Here is a 23,843-nt window from a genome sequence, read left to right as displayed (position 1 = left end):
AATATCAAATTATTTCTTTAAAGGTTTTTCAAAAGAAGGAGGATTAATATCTATCTTAGTATCATGATTTGGTCCTGGAGTTGATAAATCAAAATACAACTTAGAATCTTCTGTAACTCCGAAATCTCTGTTTGAACCCGTATCTTTAACTTTATTTAAAGCATCTCTAAATAAAGCATTATGTGCTTCTTCTCTGTTAAGTAAAAAATCTATTGTTTCTTTTACATATTTATCATCAATCTGTCTATATAAGTGTTCATAAACCACCTTTGCTCTTTGTTCAGAAGCTATATTTGAAAGTAAGTCAGCTACTAAATCACCTGTAACTGTAACATAATCAGCAGTCCATGGAGCTCCTGATGAGTTTATTAATACTGGTGATAAGCCAGTTAATACATGAGTTTCTATTTCACCTGTATCAACTGCATTATAATCAACATCATGACCATTCAATAAATTTATAGTTTGAGCAACCATTTCCATATGACTAAGCTCTTCTGCTGCTATATCAAGAAATAAATCTTTTATTTGAGGGTCTTTTATTCTAAAACTTTGAGCTAAATATTGCATTGCTGCCTTCAATTCTCCATTTCCTCCTCCTAATTGTTCTTGCATTAAAACAGCATATTGAGGATTTGGTCTTTCTACTTTTACTTCTTTTAATAACGCTTTATCGTGTTTAAACATATGAATACCTCCGTAAATTATTATTTAAAATTATTATTTACTTAAGTTACAATATTATTCTAAGTTCTATAATTAATATTTAATAAATACTTAATTATACATTTAGTAATTTATTTACAAAGATAAAAAAATCTATACTTAAATAAAAAACTGAATATCCATAAAGTTTCAATAAAAAACTTTATCAATATTCAGCATAGGTCTTAATTACATATTAAATTTTCTAAAGCATCATTAGGAGCTACAATAGGATAAACATCATAATCCTTGTCTATATCACATTGCAAAAACACAGGTTTATCAAAATCCATTACAGCTAAAGCTTTTTCTAATCCTTCCATATCAGATACCTTATATCCATCAATATTATAGGCATTTACAAGTTTAACATAATCTACATTTTCATTGATGTCAGTTTGAGAGTATCTTTGATTAGAAAACAATTTCTGCCATTGTCTTACCATTCCTAATGTCCTATTATTAAGCAATAAAATAAGTATAGGTACATTATAGTTTGCAACTGTAGCTAATTCATTACAATTCATTCTAAAACTTCCATCACCAGTAACTAAAACTACATTTTTATCTGCATTACCAACTTTAGTTCCAATAGCTGCACCCAAACCAAAGCCCATAGTCCCTAGTCCCGCTGATGTTATAAAGCTTTTATTACCTTTAAAATCCCAGTATTTCGCAGCCCACATTTGATGCTGACCAACATCAGTTACCACTACAGTAGGGTTCTCTAGTTTCTCATACTTCTCATTTATTTTTCTAAGTATGTTTTGTGGATGAAATTCTCCTTTTTGTACACCCTCACTCTTTCTAAAAGTCTTTATCTCTTCTTTCCAATGGCTATTGTTCTTACTATCCACCTTTTCTAATAATAGACTAAGAACCAATTTCACATCTCCAACTAAAGATACATTTGATTTTATATTTTTACTTATTTCAGATGGGTCTATATCTATGTGTATTACCTTTGCATTTTTAGCAAATTCAGAACTTTTACTTATTACTCTATCACTAAATCTTGCACCTATAGCTATAACCAAATCTGAGTTAGAAAGAGCTAGATTGCTTTCTCTACTCCCATGCATTCCAACCATGCCAAGAGATAGCTCTTTTTTTCTATCTATATTACCAAGACCCATGAGTGTATTTAATACAGGTGTATCTATTTTGGATGCAAATTTTTCAAGAATCTCTTCACTATCCGATGACTTAACACCTCCACCAGCATATATTATAGGTCTTTTAGATTCTTTTATTATATCTATTGCATCGTTTAAAAGTTTAGCATTTATTTCATCCTCTAAATCAAAATCATTCTTATAATCCATATAATCATCTATTTGACATAAATCATAATCCTCATCACTAAAATCCATTTCTGCCAAAAATAAATCCTTTGGTACATCTACAAGTACAGGTCCCTTTCTTCCTGAATTTGCAACCTTAAAAGCTTCTTTTATTGTAGAAATCAATTCTTTAGTACTTCTAACTAAATAATTGTGCTTTGTCATGGATAAAGTTGCTCCAGTTATATCAATTTCTTGAAAAGAATCTTTTCCCAATAAACTTGTTGGAACTTGCCCTGAAATTACAACCATAGGAGAAGAATCCATAAAGGCTGTTGCTATTCCAGTTATAGCATTTGTTGCCCCTGGACCAGATGTTGTAAAACAGACCCCCACTGTATTAGTACTTCTTGCATAACCATCTGCTGCATGAACTAAACCTTGTTCATGAGATGTCCTTATATGCTTGAAATCATCTTGATAATCATATAGAGCATCATAAAGAGGTATTACTGCTCCACCAGGATATCCAAATACTGTGTCGACTCCCTCTTTCTTTAAGCATTCTAAAATTACTTTTGCCCCGTTCATACGCACTACCATGCACCACTCTTTCCCTCAAACTAATCCATTTAATATATTTATTTTAAGAATGACATCATACTTCTTAGATTTCTTCCAACCTCCGCTATTTCTGTAGCATATTCTGCTTCTCTAGTTTTAAGGAAGTTTTCACGTCCTTCTTCATTTTCTTTAATCCATGCTTTCGCAAATTTTCCATTTTGTATATCTTCTAAAACTTCTTGCATACCTTGTTTTGCTGCATCAGTTATTACCCTTTTACCAGATACATAGTCTCCATATTCTGCTGTATCACTTATACTATATCTCATTCTTTCAAATCCACCTTCATATATAAGGTCAACTATTAGTTTCATTTCATGTAGACATTCAAAATATGCCACTTCTTTTTGATACCCTGCATCTACAAGTGTTTTATATCCTAATTTTATAAGTTCACTTATTCCACCACAAAGTACTGATTGCTCTCCAAATAAATCTGTTTCTGTTTCTTCTTTAAAAGTAGTTTCTAAAACTCCTGCTCTTGTTGCTCCTATTCCTTTTGCATATGCTAAAACTGTCTCTGTAGCTTTTTTAGTGTAGTCTTGATATACTGCAAATAGTGCAGGAACTCCACTTCCCTTTGTAAATACATTTCTAACTAGGTGACCAGGTCCTTTAGGAGCTACCATTACAACATCAACAAATTCTGGTGGTTGTACTTGGTTATAATGTATATTGAATCCATGTGCAAAAGCCAATGTTTGACCTTCTTTTAAGTTATCCTTTACACTTTCTTCATAAACTTTCTTTTGTTTCTCATCAGGCATTAATAACATTGTCAAATCACTTTCTCTTGTTGCTTCTGCTACACTCTTAACTTCAAAACCATCTTCTTTTGCTTTTTGTGCTGATTTACTTCCATCATAAAGTCCTACCACTACATCTACACCATTATCTCTAAGATTCTGTGCATGTGCATGCCCTTGACTCCCATAACCTAAAACTGCAACCTTTTTATTTTTTAAAACCTCTAAATTCACATCATTTTCATAATACATCTTTGCCATTTTTATTTCCTCCCAATACTTTCTCTCATTTTTATGATATTTATTTTTATTAGAAATTTATACTCATTATCATTGATTTTAGGCTACTTAACAGATTCCATTTCTTAATTCTCATGATTTCAAAATCATTTTTTAGAATTTTCAGTCTTTATCAATTATAGTAAATTCATAAATTCAATGATGTTTGTATTTTTATTCTAAGATTTTTCTCTTTAATATTTATCTTTAGTTTTTTACTTTAACATAAATACGTTTATCTTTAGTTTTTATTTTTATAAAATACATTTAATTAATGTCTTACTTTCTCGACAGTTATTTCTCTTATATCATGTAACTTCTTCATATGATTTAAAACACAATCTAAAGATGTTTTTTCTTCATTTACTATTAGTTTTATGCCTGAGTTATTCATATTATCTACAGTCATACTTATTGATTGTATATCAACTTCTCTCCTTCTAAGAGTCATAGCCACTCTTAAAAAAGAATCTATCCCTTGGTTTAATTTAGCATATACAGTATTTTCCATAAAAATTCCTCCTTATTTTTATTATTTTTTATTAATTTTATATGGATTGAACTTTTTATATCACTTAAAATAAAAAAACTTTCATCTTTATAAGCAATATAAATATTACTTATAAGGACGAAAGTTATATTCCGCGGTACCACCTTATTTGTAGATATAAAAATACATCTACCCCTCTTTTTTCAGGTCGGGTAATTGATTACCTTAACCTTAGCCATGTAACGTTGGCAGACGTTTGTACTTACTAAAAATATTCAGTACAAAAGCTCCAGAGTGATCATTATACTACTGTTAACACCAATTCTCAGCAACATTGGTTCTCTGTGGATAACACCATTAGTATCATTGTCTCTGTCATCGCTTTTAATTTTTTTAATTTTATATTTTCCATCTGTTTTGTTGTTAATATAGATTATATTCTCTATCTTTTATAATGTCAACGACTTTTTTTAAAATTTTCAGATTATTTATTTTTTTCACAATAATATGTTTTCTATATTCTAAATATAAGTTTTGAAACAACCGTTTTCATATTATTATTTTATATCCATTTATTTTTAGCCAATTTTCTTTTTCTTTATAATCTGGCATAATAGATTTTACCAAATCATAAAATTTTTTAGAATGATTCATATGTATTAAATGGCTAAACTCATGTATTATTATATAATCAATTACATCTACTCTGGCCATAGATATTTTTGAATTTATATAAATATTTTTTTGAGATGTGCAACTGCCCCATCTCTTTTTTTGCTCTTTTATCTTGACACTTGCTGGAATCAATCGCTTTATTATTTCACAATTTGACTTAAGAAAATCTATTCTCTCTAAAACTATTCTTTGACTTTCTGTTTTATACCAATGCTTTAAAGACGTTTTTATAAAGTCTTTACTAGTATCATTGGTATGAATAATTATTTGAGATTCATCAATATTTATTTTATAGTTACTTTTTTTGACAGAATTCTCCAATGTTTCTTCTATAACTAAAGAATACTCTTTACCTAGATAAAGAAATTTTTCACCAGCTATAAACATTCTTTGTTGGTATGACTCTTCTCTGCCTTTATATTTTTCAGATTTTTTAAGTATCCAGTCCCCTTTTTCAATTATTATGTCTCTTATTATTTTTTTAGATATGCTTGGAGGACTTGTTACAATTATTTTACCAAATGAGTCTATTTTTATAGAGATATTTTTTCTATTTTTATACAGTAAAAACACCTTTATTTCATTCCCTCTAAAAGTTACATTTAAAATGTCAGCTTCTTCTGTTACTGTATTCATCAGCTTCTTTTTTCCTTATTTGCTCTACAATTTATAAGCTCAGCAGCTATACATACAGCTATTTCAGCTGGTGTCTGAGCATCCAATTTTATACCTATTGGTGCATGAACTTTTTCCAATTCTTCCTTTTTAAAACCTTTTTTCATAAGCTTTTCATATGTTAAACCAATCTTGGTTCTACTTCCAATCATGCCTATATACCCAGAATTTCTTTTAAGAGCCCATTCTAAAGCACTTGAATCATATAAGTGGCCTCTTGTTAAAATAATTATATAACTATTTTCATCAATTGAAAAATCTGGTATATTTTCGAAAGAATCTAAAACTACTACTTCTGAATCTGGAAATCTTTCAGAGTTGGCAAATTCTTCTCTATCATCTATTACTACTGTTCTAAATTCTAAAAGGGATAATATTACAGCCACATCTCTTGAGATATGACCTGCCCCAAATATATATGCTTTACTTGTATTCTCTTTTAAACTTCTATTAAATCTTTCTATATTACTCTCTAATTCACTGTCAATAAAATCTATTTGTATCTCTCCATTGCCACCACATATCATTCCAAGTTTTGCTACATCAGATTTATTTAAAGTAAATTTATACAACATTGATTCTCTAGTTTTTATGACATTGATTGCATGATTTATACATGTCGCTTCTACACTGCCTCCACCTACTGAACCAAATATTTTACCATCATTTTTTACAATCATCATGGCCCCAGTTTCACGTGGTGTTGAACCTGAGTGAGAAGTTATAGTAGCAAATGCAAAATCCTCCTTATTCTCTATTAATTGTATAGCTTGTTCGTATATATTCATATAATTCTCCTTACCAGTCTATCTAAAAATCTTCTATATATCTATCTTAGGTTTTTTATCACTTTATTTGGTATTACAAATTCTACTGCTCCCATATAACCTGGTGCTACTTCATACTCATCAAAACTAATCACAAGATTTCCATTTTTATTAATATAAAAATCTTGATACTTATTTATAGATTCAAAATCTTTTACTGGTGAATCTTTTCCTTGGTCTATAAAATAAGATTTTGTGTTGTCTTTTTTAATCTGAGTTCTCATCTGCTCCTTTATATTATCACTTATAGCTCTTATATATCTACTATCTTTAAAAAATATTGGTAAATTTAATAGTATTTCTCTATTTTTATCAATAGTATAATGTTTTTTCGTTACAGTTGAAGAAGCTTCTATCTCTTCCTTTATCATTTCTATAGATAAAAAATCCTTAGAATTATTTTTAACATTATAGCTTACATTTAGGTATTTATGACCTTTATTATTTTCTTTTTTCATTTCATTTTGAAATTCACTGTAAAGTTTTTTTCCATCTTGTAAAAACTCATTATTTAATTTATTCTCTAAATCTTTATCTTTTAAACCTTCTATTTTAGGAATACTAACCTTTATTTCGTAATTACCTTGTTTAAAATTGAGATTTTTCGCATTTACAACCTTTATTGTATTATTTGGATTTTCATTAGAGGAACTTTCTGCAAATATAGGTTTTATATTTACTAATGATACCACTAAACATATTGAAACTATAGCAATTTTAAATATAGATTTTTTAAGCTCTTTACATGTATTCATGTTGACCTCCTTAATATACTTATACAAACTACTATTCAATTTACAAATCTTTTATTACTTTATATGGTATTACAAATTCTACTGCTCCCATATAACCAGGTGCTACTTCATATTGATCAAAACAAATTACGAGATCTTCATTTTTATTAAAATAAAAATCCTGATACTTGTTGATTGTTTTAAAATCTTCAACAGGCAAATCTTTTTCTTGGTCTATAAAATATGACTTTGTATTATCCTTTTTAATCTGCTCTCTCATCTGTTCTTTTATATTATTGCTAATAACCTTTATATATTTGTCATCCTTAAAAAGCATAGGCAAGGTCAAAACTATTTGTCTTTTTTTATCAACATTATAATGTATCTTACTCACATATGACGATGCTTCTATTTCATTTTTTGTCATTTCTATTGATAGAAAATCTTTAGAATTATTTTTAACACTATAACTCAAACTTAAAGACTTATATCCTTTATTCTTTGATAATTCTATCTTTTCCATTCTCTGCTGAAATTCATTATAAAGTCTTTTTCCATCTTCCATAAAACTATTATTTAATCGCTTTTCTAAATTTTTGTCTTTTAAACCTTGTACCTTAGGAATATCAATCTCAGCCTCATAATTTTCACTCTTTAAGCTATAATTTTTTATAGTTATTACTTCTACTATTCCTCCAATTATAGGTATCTTAGAAAAATTGTCTGCAAATACAGGACTTATATTTACTAATACTGTAAACATACACGCAAAAGCTATTGCAACTTTAAATCTTAATCTATTTACTTTCTTATTTTTTTCATAATATATATTTTCTATTTTCTCATGATTTATTATAGTATCTAGTTTCTTTGGTATTGGAATTTTATGATACTCCTCTTTTAACTTATCTAACCTTTCTTTGCTCGTCATTCTTTTTATCCCTACTCTTCAATTTTTAATTTTAGTTTTTTTAAAGCAGTATATAGCCTAGTTTTAACAGTATTCACATTTTCATCCAATATTATTGCTACTTCTTCAATCTTTAAATCTTCAAAAAATCTCAATATTATAATAGATTTATACTCAATAGGTAATTCTTCTAAAGCTCTTTTTAAATCTAAATCAGTATATTTATCACATTCTCCAGTTTCATCTATATGGTCAATATCTGTCATGTTATTATATTTACGGTTTTTCCTAATAAAATCTATACTAGTTCTGACTAAAATTTTATAAAACCATGTCTTTATATAATTTACTTCTTTAATATTTTCCACTGAATATAGAGCCTTATACATGGCTTCTTGAACCACATCTAAGGCATCTTCTTCATTCTTTGTATAACTATATGCAATTCTATAAAAAGAGTCTTTATTATCGATAATGTATTTCTCAACCTTCGTTCTCTTTAAACTCTTAAACATTCCTGTAAAATCTCCCTCCGATTACAGGCTAGGATTGAGTTTTTAGAAAATCTATCTGTCTATTTTTGCATCTTCATTCAATTTCTTTATATGCTCAATATACTTTTCATTTAAAATAGATTCTCTTATTAAACTCTGACACTCATTAAAACTTTTTTGTCTTTCTCTTTTATCAGTAACTTTGACTATATGATATCCATAACTAGTTTCAAATATATTTGAAACTTCATTTTTCTTTAATTTGAATACTTCTTTTGTAAACTCAGCATTTTTGTCTTCTTTTGTGAAATAACCTAGCTGTCCTCCGTTTTTTCCAGTTGCTTTGTCATCTGAATATTTTTTAGCCAATTCTTCAAAACTTTCTCCATTTTTGATTTTAGTTAATATATTATCTGCCTCTTTCTTTAAAGCTTCTTTCTTATCTTTACTTACTTCCTTTTTATTTTTGTCTAAAGTTGATATAAGTATCTGAGAAGCACTTACTTCTTCTACATTAAAATCCTTTTTATGTTTTGTATAATAAGATTCCATATCAACATCACTTACATTTATCCTATCTTCAAAGGCCTTCTTATTTTTATCTATGGCTAAATCTTTAGATATTTCTTGTTTTAAGTATTCTTTATCAACACCTGCTTTGTCCATTTTTTCTTTGTAACTTGTATTCAAATTCATATTATCTTCTAGTTCTTGATATTTTGAGTCTACTTCGCTTTTAGTTGGAGTTAATCCTTTATCCTTAGCCTCTTGATATAAAAGTTCATTATCCACCATAAACGATATTATAACATTTTCTAATTTATTTCTACCTTTTTTATCCAAAGTTTTTTCTAATTCATCTAAAGATTGACCATTTATATAATTATTAGTAGCAGATAAAACTGCTCTTGTTTTTTTATACTGCTCTTTTGTGATTTCCACATCATTTACTTTTGCCAAACTTTTATTGCAACCAACCATCATTAAAGATAGTATTCCGACCATTCCTATATAAAGTTTTTTATTCAATATATCTACACCTCACTCATTTTTATTATCAATTTCTAAAAATATCAATCAATATTCTTATATTTTAATTACTCTAAATTACGTAGCCAATAATTTTTTGGTATTTGATTTTGGTCTACTGCTGCAAATTCATATCCTTCATCTGATAAGAATTTTAAAATGGAATCTAAAGCTTCTGCACTCTGTTTTTTCTCATGCATTAAAACTACAAGTTGGTCTTTATCTTCACCTTTTCTATTCTTAATATGATTTTTTACATTTTGTACGATTTGAGCAGAATTAGATTTCCAGTCTTCTGTATCTAAATCCCAGTCCCAAATTTTGTATCCAGCATCAACTAAAGCTTGATAGGAAGCTTGTGGTGTATATGGTTTACTTCCATAAGGTATTCTTATTACTTTTGAATGTTTGCCAGTTATTTTGTAAAAAGTTTGGTCATTTGTATCAAATTCCTCTTTTGCTGATGTATTGGTAACATAAAGCTTATGAATATCATGTGACACACTATGAAAACCTCCTGTGTTCCCACTTTTAATTATATTTTTAACTTGTTGTGGATATTCCTTCATATTGCCATCTATCATAAAAAAAGTTGCTTTAACATTATATTTATTTAGAGTTTTTATCATCTGGTCAGTAAATTTAGATGGACCATCATCTATAGTTATGTATGCTACTTTTCCAGAACTTTTACTTGGTCCTTTGCTAATTTCTGTTGCTGTATTAGATACTATATCTGTAATAGTAGAATTTGACAATTTTGTATTTCTACTAATTTCGTCTTCTTTCATATTTAAAGAGCTAACTCGTATACCAACTACTATAAAAGCTAGACATACTACAATAGCACTTAAAAGTACATACAATTTCTTTCTATTTATTTTTTTCTTTTTATTTCTCATCGTTCGACCTCCAATATTGCTATATTTTTACATTTATATTTTTGTAGTATTTTACACACAAAATTTACACTACATATATATAGACGTTGAACTTCGACAAAAAGTTTTACTTAATTTTTAAAATTTGTTATTTTGATGATTATTATGCTGTATAATTTATGTATAATTGCATAGAATGTTGAAAATTGAGTATTATATAGTGTTTTTTACAATTAATTCTAGTTAAAATGTCATTTATAATTTTTAAAATTTATAATTTTTTTTTTATAAATTAGAAATATCGAACACAAAATAACTACTAAAACAATGCTATCGCACATTTTTAGTGCATACAATATATATTTATGTTTACTATTTTTTGTTATTAGGTAAAAATTTCTAATCTTATTCATAAATCATTACATTAATTAGGTAATTTTTTCTGATTCATACAATATTATATTATTTATAATAGAAAAGTTTAATTTCCAAAAAATTAAAAATAAAATCCCAATCTATTAGCTAATAGATTGGGATTTTATTTTTTACATAATTATAAAATATTTATAAACTACCTAGACTCTCTTTTTGTCCCTTTAGTCATATAGGCATACACTGGTAAGCCTATAGCTGTTATTATAAGACCTCCTATAGATATCATAGTAGTTTTCATACCTGCAAAGCATAATTGATTAACTACAACAAATATACCACTTGCTATAGCTATTATAGGAACAATTGGATATAATGGTACTTTATACTCTCTTGGCATATCTGGATGAGTTTTTCTAAGTTTCATTACTCCTATAAATGTTAATACATAGAATATCCAAGTCGCAAATACTGCTAAGTCAGTTAATAAGTTAAATTGACCTGATAAAGCATATATAGATGCAATAACAGATACTAATGCTATAGCATTTGCTGGAACTTGAGCAGAATTTAATTTAGAAAAAGTATTATATTTTGGTAAAGTCTTATCTGTAGCTAGAGTATATGCAACTCTTGAACCAGTTAATAAGAATCCATTTAATGCTCCAAATACTGAAATTAATATACCTACAGATATTATTTTTCCACCCATTGAACCAAATATAACTTCAGCAACTGCTGATGCAGGAGAAGCATAGTTTGCTAATTCATTAGCTGGTAATACCCAAAGATATGCTAAGTTTATTATAAAGTAAACAGCCATAACAACTGATAATCCACCTATTATAGCTTTTGGAAGGTCTTTTCCAGGATTCTTCATTTCTCCAGCTAAAGTACCAACATTCATCCATCCATCAAATGCAAATAATATAGCAATTAAAACCTGACCTAACACACTACCTAGACTTAATCCTTCACCAACCATAGGTGTAAGTATTGGATTATCTCCACCACCTTTAATAAATCCAACAATCATTATCAAAATAAGTGGTATTAATTTACATATTGTAGAAACAGTCTGTATAGCTCCTCCAGTTTTTGAACCCAACATATTTAATCCTGCAACTATTACTATAATTCCAATAGCTATTGGAAGTAATAGTGATGGGCTACCAATTAAAGCTGAGGCTTGTTCTCCAAATATAACACCTAAAGCCGCCATCATTCCAGGATAGAATAGTACAATTTGCATCCATCCAGTTAAAAATCCTAATTTTTCTCCATAAATTTCTTTTATATATACCATCATTCCACCAGTTTTTGGTATCGCTACTGATACCTCTGCAGCTGTAAGACCAGCTGTTATAGTTATAATTCCAGCTATTAACCATGCTAATATACCAAGACCTGGAGCTCCTCCAGTCAATGTATAAACTGCTTGCGGTTTAAAGAATACACCAGCTCCTATAACGGAACCAACAACAGTAGATAATGCTGCTGACACGCCAAGAGTCTTTTTTAGTTCATTACTTCCCATTTTCTTCCTCCTACTTTAATCTTATTTAATTTTAATTTCATAGTTATATAAGCATATATTATGCCAATATTATAGAAAAATAGTTTTTATTATTTATTAAAATAAAATAATCTCTACTCAGCTTTTGTAATATTTTACTTTTATGATAGCTTAAAGTTTAAAAAAATTATAAATCCAAATCTAATAATATTTTTTTAAGTAAATGCATTTTTTATATTGTATAATATACATTGTATATTTATAGCAACTAAAAAGGATTATAACTATTAAGTTGAAATCGTTTTAAATTTTTTGCAATAAAATTTCACTATTTTTCAAAAACATTTTATTTGTCTTTTTATAATTTCTTATTTTAAATGTCTTTTATATAATAGTATGACTTTTGCTTGTTTTATAGTCTATTTTATAATAATAAATAATTTGACAATTTATTATAACTCAACTTAAACCAGAAATCAAAACTAATATTTTATTTTTTAATAAAAAAATAAAATATTAGTTTTGAAAACGTTTTTCAAGCATTGAAATCTAACTCTATTTTTTTATAAAATCACTATTTTTATTACTATTTTTTAATTTAAAAATTATTTTCATATTATTTTACTTAAATATAATTAGATAATCTTATTTTTTATAAAATAAATTATGTATTTTAATTATTTTATTAATAAATTATGTATATAATAAATTAAATTGAGATATTTACATATTACTCCACAAATTAAAAATAGGGAATAAAAAAATATACCACTTTTTATAAAAAGCGATATATTTTCTTATTCCCTATCAATCTATCTTTTTTTATTTCCTTCTGTTGAGTAACTCCTTTTTTATCTCATCAATCTTAACGTCTTTTTCTATCATCAATACCAATGTATGATATACTAAATCGCTAATTTCATAGATAAGTTCATTTTTATCAGTATTCTTTGATGCTATAATTACTTCACTACTTTCTTCACCTACTTTTTTAAGTATTTTATCTATACCTTTTTCAAAAAGATAATTAGTATAAGAACCTTCAACAGGATTATTTTTTCTTTCATTTATTAAATCATATAATTCTTTCAATATACTTTTTTCTACTTCAAATTCCATTTTATTAGTATCATCAAATAAATCTCTATAAAAACAAGAATAATTTCCTGTATGACAAGCTACACCAGTTTGCTCAACTAAAAGTAATATTGTATCTACATCACAGTCATAAGACATCTTAACAACTTTCTGAGTATTCCCAGATGTCTCTCCTTTAATCCAAAGCTCTTGTCTACTTCTGCTAAAATAACAAGCTACTTTATCTTTTAAAGTTCTCTTTATAGCATCCTTATTCATATATGCCAACATTAGCACATCTTTACTCACTACATCTTGAACAACAACAGGAATTAAACCTTTATCATCAAATTTTACACTTTTTATAAATTCTTCTACTTCCCCACTGTATATATTACTACATTTATTTTCCATCTTTTCAATCTCCTCTTAGATATTTGACTTACAATCTTACTTCTACACCCATGTTTTTTAAATATTTCTTCAAATCATTTATTTTTATCTCTCCAAAATGAAAAACAGATGCTGCTAAAATTCCATCTACATTAGATTCTTTGACAGCCTCATAAAAATCCTCCATTTTACCAGCACCACCTGATGCTATAACAGGTACATTCACTAAAGAAGTTATTTTTGACAACAACTCTATGTCATATCCATTTTTCATTCCATCTTCGTCCATACTATTTACAACTATTTCCCCTGCTCCAAGTTCTACACCTTTAACAGCCCACTCAATTGCATCCAAGTCAGTCTTTTCTCTACCACCTTTTACATATACATTCCATGAACCTTCTTCATTTTTCTTTGCATCTATTGATAAAACAACACATTGTGCTCCAAATTTTAAGGATGCTTCCCTTATTAATTCAGGATTTTTGACTGCTGATGAATTTATAGAAACTTTATCAGCACCTTTTCTTAAAATATCAGTAAAATCTTCTAACTTATTTACTCCTCCACCAACACAGAATGGTATATTTATATTTTCTGCAACTTTTGTTACAAATTCCAAGGATGTCTTTCTATCTTCATTTGATGCAGTTATATCATAGAATACAAGTTCATCTGCACCACAATCACTATAAAATTTCCCAAGTACTTCTGGGCTGTCAACATCTACTATATCTTTGAATTTTTTACCTTTTACAACCCTTCCATTTCTTACATCTAGACATGGTATTATTCTTCTAGTAAGCATAATTGTTGTGCCTCCTTAAAGTCTATCTTTTTATCATAAAGTGCTTTACCTATTATCGCACCATATAAGTTCATATCTTTTAATCTTCTGACATCATCTATAGAAGTTACTCCTCCTGAAGCAATAACATTTAGTGATGTTTCATTTGAGATTTTTTCATATATATCAAAATTTGGACCTTGTAACATACCATCTTTTGATATATCTGTATAAACAATAGTTTGTACACCTATTTTTTCAAGTTGTTTGCACAATGTTAGCGAATCCACATTACTTACAACTTCCCAACCTCTGACTGCTACCTTTCCATCTTTAGCATCTATAGAAACTACAATTTTATCTTTATATTCATCGACTAATTCTTCGACCAAATTTAAATTTTCAATAGCTATACTGCCTAGTATCACTCTAGTAACACCAGCTTTTATTAAACTTTGGACTTTTTCCTTATCTCTAACTCCACCACCAACTTGAATTGGTATATCTATATTGTTAGCTATATTCTCAATTGTTTTCGTATTTACACCAAATTCACTTCTAGCTCCGTTTAAATCTACTATATGTATATATTCTGCTCCTTCATCTTTCCATTTGTGAGCTACCTCTAATGGATTATCATAATATACGTTTACTTTATCAAAATCTCCTTGAGTAAGTCTCACACATTTGTTGTCCTTTATATCTATTGCTGGAAATATTATCATTTTATCATCTCCCCATATGCTTTTAATATATTTAAACCTACTTCTCCACTTTTCTCTGGATGAAATTGTATACCATATACATTACCCTTTCTAACTATAGCAGGAATTTTCTTTTCATACTCTGAAAATGCAACAAGCTCCTCATTTGATGAATTTGCATAATATGAGTGAACAAAGTATACATAGTCATCTTCCTTAATATATTTAAGTATATCATCGTCTTTCTTATTAAATTTTAGATTATTCCATCCCATATGTGGCACTTTTAAACTTATGTCTAATTTATCAATGCTTCCTTTTATAAGTCCTAATCCTTCGTATTCTCCATACTCATAACTTTTTTCATAAAGTAATTGCATCCCTAAACATATACCTATCAGAAATTTTCCTTTTGAAGCATGTTCTCTTAATATTGGTATCAATCCTAGTTCGTCTAAAGCATTTATAGAATCTCTAAAGGCCCCAACGCCTGGAAGTATAAGTGAATTTGCCTGCTTGATTTCATTTACATCACTAGAAATTTTAGTTTCTATTCCAGCTTTTTTAAAACCTCTAGATACAGAATCTATATTTCCAAGACCATAATCTACTATTATATTCATTCTACAAAACCCCCTTTGAAGATGCTATATCACTGGAAATTATTTCACTACCTTCTTTTAAAGCTCTTGCAAATGCTTTAAATATACTTTCTATCTTATGATGGTCATTTTCTCCATATAAAAGATTAATATGTAATGTTACTCTGGATTCATTTACAAAAGCCCTAAAAAATTCTTTAAAACATTGAGTACTCATATTACCAATCATTTGAGTATCAAATTTAGCATTAAATACAAGATATGGTCTATTGCTTATATCTATTGCTACCATTGATAGAGATTCATCCATAGGTATATAGATATTAGAATATCTCCTTATTCCTTTTTTATCACCTAAAGCATTTTTAAATGCTTCACCTATGACTATACCTATGTCTTCAACGCTATGATGGTCATCTACATATATATCACCCTTACAAAGCACCTTTAAATCAAACTTGCCATGAAATGCCATCAATGTAAGCATATGGTCTAAAAATCCTATTCCAGTATCTATTTCAGCTTTACCAGAACCATCGATATTTAGTTCTACTGAAATCTGTGTTTCAAGAGTATTTCTTTCTATCCTCCAAATTCTCATACCTATTTCTCCTTTTTCAAAATATCTCTTATAGCTTCCATAAATATAGCATTTTCTTCTTTATCACCAATTGTAACTCTATAATAGTTTTTTAACTTTCCACTAAATTCTCTTATTAGCACCCCTCTATCAATAAGTTTTTGTGATAGATTTTCAACTTCAGAATAAAATAATATAAAGTTTGCTTGTGATTTATATGCCTTAATTCCTATATCAATCATTTCTTTATATAAAACTTCTCTTTCTTTTTTTACTTCATCTATATAAGTTTTTACTACATCTTTATTTCTAAGAGCTCTTGTTGCAATGAAATCTGATAATGAATTTAAATTATATGGAGGTCTTACCTTTTCAACAGAATCTATTAAACTACTATTAGATAACATATATCCTGTTCTTATTCCAGCCAATCCAAATGCCTTTGATAAGGTTCTAAGAACTATTAGATTTTCATACTTAAAAACATCACTCAACATACTTTCTTCTCCAAAATCCATATATGCTTCGTCTAGAACTACTAAACTATCAGTTGAATTTAAAAGTTTTATTATATCTTCCCTCTTTAGTATTGTTCCAGTTGGATTATTTGGATTACATACAATTACTATTTTAGGATTATTTTCTTTTACTTTTTCAATTACATTATCTATATTTATAACTAAATTTTCGTCACTTTCAACGCCTATAAACTTAGAGCCATTTATTTGACTATATATAGAATACATACTAAAACTTGGAGAAAAACTTAATATCACTTCATCTTTATCTACAAAAGTGTGTATTATCAAATCAATTATTTCACTTGAACCATTTCCTACTAAAATATTTTTCTTACTTACTCCAGAAATGTTTATATAATCTATTATAGACTCTTTCAATTCACTATAAGAATCTTCAGGATATAAATTTAAATCTATATCACTATCAGAAATTTCTTTAATAAGATGCTTAAACAACTTCTTACTTCCTTCATTTGCATCAAGTTTTACTTTGCAATTCACATGATTTGGTTCATATCCCTTTAATTCTCTTATACTTTCTTTTTCTCTCAATTTAAACTCCTCCTTAATTGTATTTTAGTTATCCAGTTCTTCAAATAAACGAATTATATTTTGAATTTGTTCGTATTTAAATCTATAACTAGCTCTATTTGATATAATTCTAGCACTTATATCACATATATCTTCCAATATTTCAAGACCATTTGCTTTAAGTGTATTACCTGTCTCAACTATATCTACAATTACATCTGATAATCCTACTATTGGAGCTAATTCTACAGAACCATTTAATTTTATTATTTCAATTTTTTGACCTTTCTCCTTAAAATATTTTTTAGCTATATTTGGATACTTTGTAGCTACTTTTAGATATTCATCTTCTCTATATATACTATCGCCCTTTAATCCTGCTACAGCAAATTTACACTTACCAAAGCCTAAATCATATATTTCATATACATCTGTTTCATTCTCCAAAATAGTATCTTTCCCTGCTATACCAAGGTCTGCTACTCCTTTTTCAACATATGTAACTACATCTGATGGCTTGACATGTATATATATTATTTTATTTTCTTCATCTTTAAAGATTAACTTTCTTGTATCTGTGTCTATACTATCCCCTAGACCCATTTTTTTAAATTTTTTAAACGATTCTCCTTCTATTCTTCCTTTTGCTAGTGCTATAGTCAAATAATCCAAAATAACCCCTCCTTTTAGCTCCTATTTATATACATACTTCATTAACTCATCAACACTTAATGTAAACCCAATAGCTGGAATTTCTTTTCCATATTCTTTAGTTAAAGAATCATATCTTCCCCCACTCAAAATCTCTTTATACGAGTTTGGATAATAACCTCTAAACATAACACCTTCATAATAATCAAGCATTGTAATCATTGATAAATCAAATCTAGCCTTATCTAAAAAATTACACTCTTCAATTAAGTCATTTATTTGCTTTAATTCTTCAAGTGCTTGTTTCATTTTATCATTACAATAGAAATTTTTTGATTTTTCAATAACATTATATAAATTCCCTTGCAAACTTAAAATATTTGATAATAACTCTTTTATTTCATTTTTAAGTTTTAACTCTTCAATATATGCTTTTAATTCATGATTGTTTTTCGTATACAATAAATTTTTAATTTGATTCTCACAATTCTTATTTAGGTTTAATTCTTCTAACAAGCCATTAATATACTTACTACTCCCAACTTCTAATATAAACTTATTATTGTATTTCTCAAGTATCTTAAGAGCTAATTTTACTACTTCTCTATCTGCCTCTACAGAAGATTCTCCTAGACATTCGCATCCTATCTGTCTTATCTCTTTTATTCCAACTGTATTTTTATTTTTATATATTGATGAATTATAAAAAAGTTTAAGTTTTAAACCATCTTCCCATCTTGGCACAAGACTTTTGATTATACTTGTAGTTATATCAGCTCTAAGCACCATTACTTTTCCATTTACAACCTTTACCATAGATTCTTCTGGTATTTTATTGTTAATACTTGTAAACTCATCGTATTCTTCAAATAATTGTGGCTCTATTTGAAAATACTCTTCGTCTAAAAAAAGTTTATCTATTTCTCTTTTTAATTTATATCTTTTTTTAGAATAAATGACTTCATCTTCAATCCTTAAAAACTTCATATTATCACCCTTTTCATTAAAATTACTCTTCCCTTTGTAAATTTAAAACAATAAAAAGCCATATAGGCTTTATACCTATATGGCTATAATTTTCTCTTAAAATTACTTCCCATCATAGATACAAGACCAATTACACTAAAAACAGGGCTTGTGTCTATGAATTAATTTCATATTACAATCCCTTTAATCTATGATGATGGTGATGATTTAATTTTGTATTTAATTTTACTATATTTAATCTCACCATGATAATTTCCTCCCAAGTAATTTTTATTAATATTCTAAATTTACAGTTTTTTGTTACTATTAATGATAATATATTTTTCAAAAATTGGCAATAGTTATTTGTAAAATTGAATAAAATATTTTATATAGGCTTTTTATTTGTACAATTATAAATTTAATCCTTGCCTAATTTGGAAATTTTATGTATATAAAATGAAATTTCGGGAAAAATTGTAATAATTTAAAAAAACTTATTAAAATATAGTATAATAAGTATATCTTAATGTAAAGGGATGATTTTATGTATAAATATGATGACTATGTGAATTTAACAAATGATTTAGATTTACCTGTAGAAATTAGAAATAAATGTGTTAGAATTGTTAGTGTTTCAGAGAATTTAGAGGACATAATTATAGTACATAAATTCAAACTATATGTCGTAAATGAAAAGTACATTAAAGGAATCATGGAATAGACATTTTGAATGTACTATTTTTATCAAAATCTATTATAAATAAAATTTAATATTTATAATAAGGAACTGTCTTATTTGTAGAAAATATAATCTATATAAGACAGTTCCATTTTATTCATTGTAGAAATTTAGTATCAACTAATTAAACTTTTTAAAATTATAAAATTTTTAAAATTATAAAACATACAATAAAACAGCTAAAAAGTGAAATAAAGAACCTACCATAATAAAAATATGAAAGATTTCATGAAAACCAAATTCAGGACTTATATTAGGCTTTTTAATAATATAAATAATCGCACCTATAGAGTAAGATACACCTTCCATAATCAATAACTTAAGACAATCCTTAGGTATTGAATTGAATGCATTTATATCAAAAACAATTGCCCAACCCATAAGTAAGTATATACTTGTAGACAACCATCTAGGTGCATCCATCCAAAAGATTTTTATTATTATGCCAATAAAAGCCACTATCCATATTGCTGTAACAAATATTATGCCTTCCTTTTTTCCCATAAAATTTAGACATATCGGTGTATAAGAACCAGCAATCAATACATAGATCATTGCATGGTCTACTTTTCTAAAAAATAATTCTTGTTCTGGTGTTCCCTTTAAAAAATGATAATATGAGCTTGCACTATATAAGGCAATTAACGACAATCCAAATATTGATACAGATACTATCATCAAAAGAGAGGTTTCTTGTAATGATACAGATTGAAAAACTAAAATTATAGTTGCTAAAAGAGATAAGCAAGCCCCTATAAAATGAGTTAAACTACTTATTGGGTCTCTACCCTTCAAAAAAAATTGATACATTTCGTCCTCCTACAATTATGTATTTTAAAAATCACAGTTATCAATATAGTTTTAATTACTATATTATAGATTTAATTATACCATTTTATGTTTTTTTTACAAGAGTTAATATTGTTTTATTTTCTAATTTGCTGTATTATATATATTATGGAGGTAACATATGATGAATAATGAACTTAATACTATAATACTAGAAACAGTAAATAATGCTGATATAACTTCAAATGATATTCCCTCTATCGATTTATACATGGACCAAATAATTTCTTTAATTGACAACAAACTTTCTGCCAATAAGAGATTTGAGAGTGACAAGATTCTTACCAAAACTATGATAAATAATTACAGTAAAGAGGGATTAATCAAACCTATTAAGGGAAAAAAGTATACTAAAGAACAAATTTTACAAATGATAATCATTTATTCTATGAAAAATACACTTACAATACAAGAAATTAAAAGAATCTTACATGGTGTGTACGAAAAAGATGACTTCAATGAAGAAGACTTAGTTACTTGTTATGAAAAATTCATGTCTATAAAAGAAAATCAAAGAAAGAATATGCCAAACTTTATAGATTCTAATTTTGAAAATATCAGTATAAATCCAGAAAATAAAGAAGACTTGTTGATAGCCTTATTGAGCCTTACTTCAATGGCTGACCAATTAAAAAGTATTTCAGAAAAATTAGTAGATACCTACTTCCCAGAGATTTCTAAAAAATAACTTCAATAAAGTAAGACTGAAAATAAATATTAAAATACAATATTAATTAAATCAACTTCCATTGTATACAATATAATTTTCAGTCTAAATATTAATACTTTCTATTTTTAATTCTTTCTAATAATTTCCATGTTAAGGTTCTACAAATTTAATTTTATTCTATTTAAATTTTGACAATGTGAACAATTTAAATTAACTTGGATTTGTTTGTACCCTATGAAAACGGCTTGTTTTAATATACCAGTGCCATCATCTATCATAACTACATTGTCTTTTATCTCTACACAGAAATTATTTTCTTGATTACACCAATAACAATCATACTTTTCATTACTTTTTTCTTCTCGCATGATTCTCGCCTCCTTCAATATAAGTTTCTACATTAAAAGAGGTTTTTCCTTTATATTTTTAATAAAATATTATAACTAAAATTTCATAGAATCTATTATTCCTTCTATTTTTTCAGATGCTTTCTCTATTGCACTTTGTCTTTCATCTTCACTAGTTCCAGTTCCATCTACTAATAATTCATCAAATTTCTTAATTCCTATAAATTTCATGATACTTTCCACATAATTTAACCCTTTGTTCATAACTGGTTTTAATACCCATGGTATGTGTCCACCTGAAGATTGTATATATACCATACTTCTATCAATATCATTTAAAATCCCTTGTGGTTTATCATTACCTTCAAATGATATAGTTTTTCCATCTTGAATTATACAGTCTATATATTCTTTAAGTGGTGCTGGAAAAGATAAGCTCCACATAGGTGCTGCTATTACGTATACACTTGCACTCACAAATTGGTCGCAAAGGCTCCTAATCTTCGTAAGCTCTTTTCTGTCCTTATCATCCAACTTCTTAGCATCTTCTTCATTAACTATGCAATTTCTCTTTTCAAAGTACTGATATTCAAGTCTTGGTATATGCTCTTTATAAAGGTCTATCTCTTCAACCTCAAAATCCTTGTTTTCTTCCATAAATTTATTTATAAATTTTCTTGCTACAGTTTTACTTGAAGATAAGTCTTCAGGTTTTGAATTTACATTTATATATAATAATTTTTTCTTCATAAAATCACTCCTAATATTATTTTTATATTATTATTTCACAAATATAACCATTCTATTCTGTTGACGAATCATAAAATAAATAGAGATGCAAATCTTAAATAATCTTAAAAGTAAAAAACAATAAAATACAATGTATATTAATTACAGAAAATATTAAAGATATAATAAAAAATAGAGACTTTAACATAAGTAATTATTACAATATTTTTTATAATAAAATGTACTAAGATTAAATAATACTTAAATTTTATAATTTAAACAAAAATGGTATAGTGTTAAAACACTATACCATTACAATTATTTAAATATTTTTTAATATTTTTTCTTCCATTTTGCGCTTCTACCTCTTGCAACAACCTCTATCTTATCTTGTTTTCTTAGATTGTTAAAAACTCTATTTATTGTAGGTTCTGGAATATCAGGACATAAATCTCTTATATCTTCTTTTGTAAAATATCCAAGAGTAGAATTTATTATTTTTTCTATTCTACTAGTTTTTGTTTGTCTCTTCTTATCAGATATATTTAAACTATCATCCAACTTCTCATATGCGGTCAATATTGTCTCTAAAAAGTACTCAATCCAAGCATTCATATCTGCTTTTTCATTACCTATAGACGCTTTCAGATAATTTAAATTACTGTAATACTCATATGAACTGTCATCAAATATTTTTCCTAAACTTATATATCTTCCAACTTCATATCCATTTTTATTTAGCAACAATAGGATAAGCACTCTCGCCATTTTTATATTACCTTCTTTGAATGGATGTATCAATATGAAATCTAACACAAATGCAGAAATTAATATTAATATATCAATTTCATCTTCCTCTATCAATGTATTATAAGCTTCACATATTTCTTCTATAGCTTTTTCGACCTTATTGATGCTTGAATCAATACTTATGAATTCACCACATTTTAAATTGTGCTCAATAAAATCATTATCTGATTTGTAGCTTCCTCCTCTAGTAGATGAAAATTTATATAAGTATCCATGAAGCTCAAGAATTGTTTGTGAACTTATTGGAATACTTTCATAAGCACTATTAATAGTTTTTACTACATCTCTGTATTCAACAATACTCAATTCTTCTCTACTTCTAGGTGTAACTTCATTACTTATTAATTTTTCTAAATTAAAATTACTACTATCTCTTTGATTTCCAATGTATGTAGATTCAGAACAATCTACTAAAGATTTTTTTTCTAATCTTTCTAAAATGTCTTTTGGTTGTTTTTTGTAAAGCAGTTGTCTTCCCTTATACTCATTTATCTTAGACAACATTCTTGCTACATTCATGTTTACATACATATTTTTTAATTTGCTTTTCTTTGTAAATTCCATAAAATCACTCCATAATTAGAATTTCTCTTATCCTTGACAGCGGTTTTATTTTATCATATAATTGTGTTTTTTGCAATTTC

Annotated in this window: 26 protein-coding genes and 1 other annotated feature; of the genes, 2 read left to right on the top strand and 24 right to left on the bottom strand. The window is 27.2% G+C overall.

What is annotated here, in order from left to right:
* Positions 1-9: 9 nt before the first annotated feature.
* From ACTG48_RS08335 to ACTG48_RS08240, 20 genes are all read right to left on the bottom strand, one after another.
* Entirely contained in the window at positions 10-687 is a 678-nt protein-coding gene (locus ACTG48_RS08335; protein ID WP_021384353.1) for a manganese catalase family protein, read from the bottom strand.
* A gap of 203 nt (positions 688-890) precedes the next feature.
* Positions 891-2,579, bottom strand: coding sequence for a biosynthetic-type acetolactate synthase large subunit (gene ilvB / locus ACTG48_RS08330; RefSeq protein WP_479918574.1), 1,689 nt, complete (start codon positions 2,577-2,579; stop codon positions 891-893).
* Positions 2,580-2,629: 50 nt separating this feature from the next.
* Positions 2,630-3,676 carry a ketol-acid reductoisomerase gene (gene ilvC, locus ACTG48_RS08325; protein WP_265113935.1) on the bottom strand — a complete coding sequence of 349 codons (1,047 nt, stop codon included), beginning with the start codon at positions 3,674-3,676 and terminating at the stop codon, positions 2,630-2,632.
* A 232-nt stretch (positions 3,677-3,908) separates the two neighbouring features.
* The gene (locus tag ACTG48_RS08320) at positions 3,909-4,148 is read right to left on the bottom strand and encodes an ACT domain-containing protein (RefSeq protein WP_021384344.1); all 240 of its coding nucleotides are present in this window, start codon (positions 4,146-4,148) and stop codon (positions 3,909-3,911) included.
* A gap of 110 nt (positions 4,149-4,258) precedes the next feature.
* Positions 4,259-4,515 (bottom strand) — a binding site (T-box leader).
* Between the two features lie 161 nt (positions 4,516-4,676).
* Positions 4,677-5,438 carry a M48 family metallopeptidase gene (locus ACTG48_RS08315; protein WP_479918573.1) on the bottom strand — a complete coding sequence of 254 codons (762 nt, stop codon included), beginning with the start codon at positions 5,436-5,438 and terminating at the stop codon, positions 4,677-4,679.
* On the bottom strand, positions 5,438-6,265 hold the full coding sequence (locus ACTG48_RS08310) for an XdhC family protein (RefSeq protein WP_021384325.1): 828 nt from the start codon (positions 6,263-6,265) through the stop codon (positions 5,438-5,440). The genes ACTG48_RS08315 and ACTG48_RS08310 overlap by 1 nt, the downstream gene beginning before the upstream one ends.
* 41 nt (positions 6,266-6,306) lie before the next feature.
* On the bottom strand, positions 6,307-7,086 hold the full coding sequence (gene rsiV, locus ACTG48_RS08305; protein ID WP_479918784.1) for an anti-sigma-V factor RsiV: 780 nt from the start codon (positions 7,084-7,086) through the stop codon (positions 6,307-6,309).
* Between the two features lie 13 nt (positions 7,087-7,099).
* Positions 7,100-7,969, bottom strand: a complete 870-nt coding sequence (gene rsiV, locus ACTG48_RS08300) for an anti-sigma-V factor RsiV (protein WP_021384360.1) — start codon at positions 7,967-7,969, stop codon at positions 7,100-7,102.
* Between the two features lie 11 nt (positions 7,970-7,980).
* Complete coding sequence (locus tag ACTG48_RS08295; protein WP_021384362.1) at positions 7,981-8,463, bottom strand: RNA polymerase sigma factor; 483 nt, start codon at positions 8,461-8,463, stop codon at positions 7,981-7,983.
* Positions 8,464-8,514: 51 nt separating this feature from the next.
* Entirely contained in the window at positions 8,515-9,471 is a 957-nt protein-coding gene (locus ACTG48_RS08290) for a peptidylprolyl isomerase (protein WP_479918572.1), read from the bottom strand.
* A gap of 68 nt (positions 9,472-9,539) precedes the next feature.
* On the bottom strand, positions 9,540-10,373 hold the full coding sequence (locus ACTG48_RS08285) for a polysaccharide deacetylase family protein (protein WP_479918571.1): 834 nt from the start codon (positions 10,371-10,373) through the stop codon (positions 9,540-9,542).
* Positions 10,374-10,923: 550 nt separating this feature from the next.
* Entirely contained in the window at positions 10,924-12,261 is a 1,338-nt protein-coding gene (locus tag ACTG48_RS08280; RefSeq protein ID WP_021384376.1) for an APC family permease, read from the bottom strand.
* A gap of 801 nt (positions 12,262-13,062) precedes the next feature.
* The gene (gene hisIE / locus ACTG48_RS08275; RefSeq protein ID WP_479918570.1) at positions 13,063-13,731 is read right to left on the bottom strand and encodes a bifunctional phosphoribosyl-AMP cyclohydrolase/phosphoribosyl-ATP diphosphatase HisIE; all 669 of its coding nucleotides are present in this window, start codon (positions 13,729-13,731) and stop codon (positions 13,063-13,065) included.
* 28 nt (positions 13,732-13,759) lie between these two features.
* Complete coding sequence (gene hisF, locus ACTG48_RS08270; protein WP_021384318.1) at positions 13,760-14,518, bottom strand: imidazole glycerol phosphate synthase subunit HisF; 759 nt, start codon at positions 14,516-14,518, stop codon at positions 13,760-13,762.
* A complete protein-coding gene (gene hisA / locus ACTG48_RS08265) occupies positions 14,500-15,222 on the bottom strand; it encodes a 1-(5-phosphoribosyl)-5-[(5-phosphoribosylamino)methylideneamino]imidazole-4-carboxamide isomerase (protein ID WP_479918569.1) in 723 nt (240 codons plus the stop codon). Before hisA ends, hisF begins: the two co-directional genes overlap by 19 nt.
* Positions 15,219-15,824, bottom strand: coding sequence for an imidazole glycerol phosphate synthase subunit HisH (hisH, locus tag ACTG48_RS08260; protein WP_021384321.1), 606 nt, complete (start codon positions 15,822-15,824; stop codon positions 15,219-15,221). Before hisH ends, hisA begins: the two co-directional genes overlap by 4 nt.
* A 1-nt stretch (position 15,825) precedes the next feature.
* Positions 15,826-16,404 (bottom strand): imidazoleglycerol-phosphate dehydratase HisB, encoded by a 579-nt coding sequence (gene hisB, locus ACTG48_RS08255; protein ID WP_021384313.1) that lies wholly within the window; start codon positions 16,402-16,404, stop codon positions 15,826-15,828.
* Positions 16,405-16,406: 2 nt separating this feature from the next.
* Complete coding sequence (gene hisC, locus ACTG48_RS08250) at positions 16,407-17,456, bottom strand: histidinol-phosphate transaminase (RefSeq protein WP_479918568.1); 1,050 nt, start codon at positions 17,454-17,456, stop codon at positions 16,407-16,409.
* Between the two features lie 24 nt (positions 17,457-17,480).
* Positions 17,481-18,107 carry an ATP phosphoribosyltransferase gene (gene hisG / locus ACTG48_RS08245; RefSeq protein WP_021384322.1) on the bottom strand — a complete coding sequence of 209 codons (627 nt, stop codon included), beginning with the start codon at positions 18,105-18,107 and terminating at the stop codon, positions 17,481-17,483.
* 21 nt (positions 18,108-18,128) lie between these two features.
* Positions 18,129-19,073 (bottom strand): ATP phosphoribosyltransferase regulatory subunit, encoded by a 945-nt coding sequence (locus tag ACTG48_RS08240; protein WP_479918567.1) that lies wholly within the window; start codon positions 19,071-19,073, stop codon positions 18,129-18,131.
* 526 nt (positions 19,074-19,599) lie between these two features.
* Here ACTG48_RS08240 and ACTG48_RS08235 point away from each other — a divergent pair.
* Positions 19,600-19,776 carry a hypothetical protein gene (locus ACTG48_RS08235; protein WP_003420092.1) on the top strand — a complete coding sequence of 59 codons (177 nt, stop codon included), beginning with the start codon at positions 19,600-19,602 and terminating at the stop codon, positions 19,774-19,776.
* A gap of 174 nt (positions 19,777-19,950) precedes the next feature.
* On the opposite strand, the gene trhA is transcribed toward ACTG48_RS08235, so the two are convergent.
* A complete protein-coding gene (gene trhA, locus ACTG48_RS08230) occupies positions 19,951-20,604 on the bottom strand; it encodes a PAQR family membrane homeostasis protein TrhA (protein WP_021384309.1) in 654 nt (217 codons plus the stop codon).
* A gap of 160 nt (positions 20,605-20,764) precedes the next feature.
* Between trhA and ACTG48_RS08225 the strand changes: the two genes are divergently transcribed.
* Positions 20,765-21,331, top strand: a complete 567-nt coding sequence (locus ACTG48_RS08225; protein WP_021384316.1) for a DUF1836 domain-containing protein — start codon at positions 20,765-20,767, stop codon at positions 21,329-21,331.
* Between the two features lie 140 nt (positions 21,332-21,471).
* On the opposite strand, the gene ACTG48_RS08220 is transcribed toward ACTG48_RS08225, so the two are convergent.
* The 3 genes from ACTG48_RS08220 to ACTG48_RS08210 form a co-directional block, all read right to left on the bottom strand.
* On the bottom strand, positions 21,472-21,681 hold the full coding sequence (locus ACTG48_RS08220; protein ID WP_021384315.1) for a hypothetical protein: 210 nt from the start codon (positions 21,679-21,681) through the stop codon (positions 21,472-21,474).
* A gap of 75 nt (positions 21,682-21,756) precedes the next feature.
* Complete coding sequence (locus tag ACTG48_RS08215; RefSeq protein WP_021384311.1) at positions 21,757-22,410, bottom strand: FMN-dependent NADH-azoreductase; 654 nt, start codon at positions 22,408-22,410, stop codon at positions 21,757-21,759.
* Between the two features lie 312 nt (positions 22,411-22,722).
* Complete coding sequence (locus ACTG48_RS08210) at positions 22,723-23,763, bottom strand: Fic family protein (protein WP_021384319.1); 1,041 nt, start codon at positions 23,761-23,763, stop codon at positions 22,723-22,725.
* Positions 23,764-23,843 lie beyond the last annotated feature (80 nt).

Source organism: Clostridioides sp. LIBA-6822, assembly GCF_056688955.1.
Note: the sequence above shows the minus strand (reverse complement) of the source record. Positions and strands in the feature narration are given on the sequence as shown.

Coding starts and splice junctions, on each gene's coding strand:
- ACTG48_RS08335 (WP_021384353.1), bottom strand. CDS start 687: ATGTTTAAACACGATAAAGCGTTATTAAAAGAAGTAAAAGTAGAAAGA.
- ilvB (WP_479918574.1), bottom strand. CDS start 2,579: ATGAACGGGGCAAAAGTAATTTTAGAATGCTTAAAGAAAGAGGGAGTC.
- ACTG48_RS08320 (WP_021384344.1), bottom strand. CDS start 4,148: ATGGAAAATACTGTATATGCTAAATTAAACCAAGGGATAGATTCTTTT.
- ACTG48_RS08315 (WP_479918573.1), bottom strand. CDS start 5,438: ATGAATACAGTAACAGAAGAAGCTGACATTTTAAATGTAACTTTTAGA.
- ACTG48_RS08310 (WP_021384325.1), bottom strand. CDS start 6,265: ATGAATATATACGAACAAGCTATACAATTAATAGAGAATAAGGAGGAT.
- rsiV (WP_021384360.1), bottom strand. CDS start 7,969: ATGACGAGCAAAGAAAGGTTAGATAAGTTAAAAGAGGAGTATCATAAA.
- ACTG48_RS08295 (WP_021384362.1), bottom strand. CDS start 8,463: ATGTTTAAGAGTTTAAAGAGAACGAAGGTTGAGAAATACATTATCGAT.
- ACTG48_RS08285 (WP_479918571.1), bottom strand. CDS start 10,373: ATGAGAAATAAAAAGAAAAAAATAAATAGAAAGAAATTGTATGTACTT.
- ACTG48_RS08280 (WP_021384376.1), bottom strand. CDS start 12,261: ATGGGAAGTAATGAACTAAAAAAGACTCTTGGCGTGTCAGCAGCATTA.
- hisIE (WP_479918570.1), bottom strand. CDS start 13,731: ATGGAAAATAAATGTAGTAATATATACAGTGGGGAAGTAGAAGAATTT.
- hisF (WP_021384318.1), bottom strand. CDS start 14,518: ATGCTTACTAGAAGAATAATACCATGTCTAGATGTAAGAAATGGAAGG.
- hisA (WP_479918569.1), bottom strand. CDS start 15,222: ATGATAATATTTCCAGCAATAGATATAAAGGACAACAAATGTGTGAGA.
- hisH (WP_021384321.1), bottom strand. CDS start 15,824: ATGAATATAATAGTAGATTATGGTCTTGGAAATATAGATTCTGTATCT.
- hisB (WP_021384313.1), bottom strand. CDS start 16,404: ATGAGAATTTGGAGGATAGAAAGAAATACTCTTGAAACACAGATTTCA.
- ACTG48_RS08240 (WP_479918567.1), bottom strand. CDS start 19,073: ATGAAGTTTTTAAGGATTGAAGATGAAGTCATTTATTCTAAAAAAAGA.
- ACTG48_RS08235 (WP_003420092.1), top strand. CDS start 19,600: ATGTATAAATATGATGACTATGTGAATTTAACAAATGATTTAGATTTA.
- trhA (WP_021384309.1), bottom strand. CDS start 20,604: ATGTATCAATTTTTTTTGAAGGGTAGAGACCCAATAAGTAGTTTAACT.
- ACTG48_RS08225 (WP_021384316.1), top strand. CDS start 20,765: ATGATGAATAATGAACTTAATACTATAATACTAGAAACAGTAAATAAT.
- ACTG48_RS08220 (WP_021384315.1), bottom strand. CDS start 21,681: ATGCGAGAAGAAAAAAGTAATGAAAAGTATGATTGTTATTGGTGTAAT.
- ACTG48_RS08215 (WP_021384311.1), bottom strand. CDS start 22,410: ATGAAGAAAAAATTATTATATATAAATGTAAATTCAAAACCTGAAGAC.
- ACTG48_RS08210 (WP_021384319.1), bottom strand. CDS start 23,763: ATGGAATTTACAAAGAAAAGCAAATTAAAAAATATGTATGTAAACATG.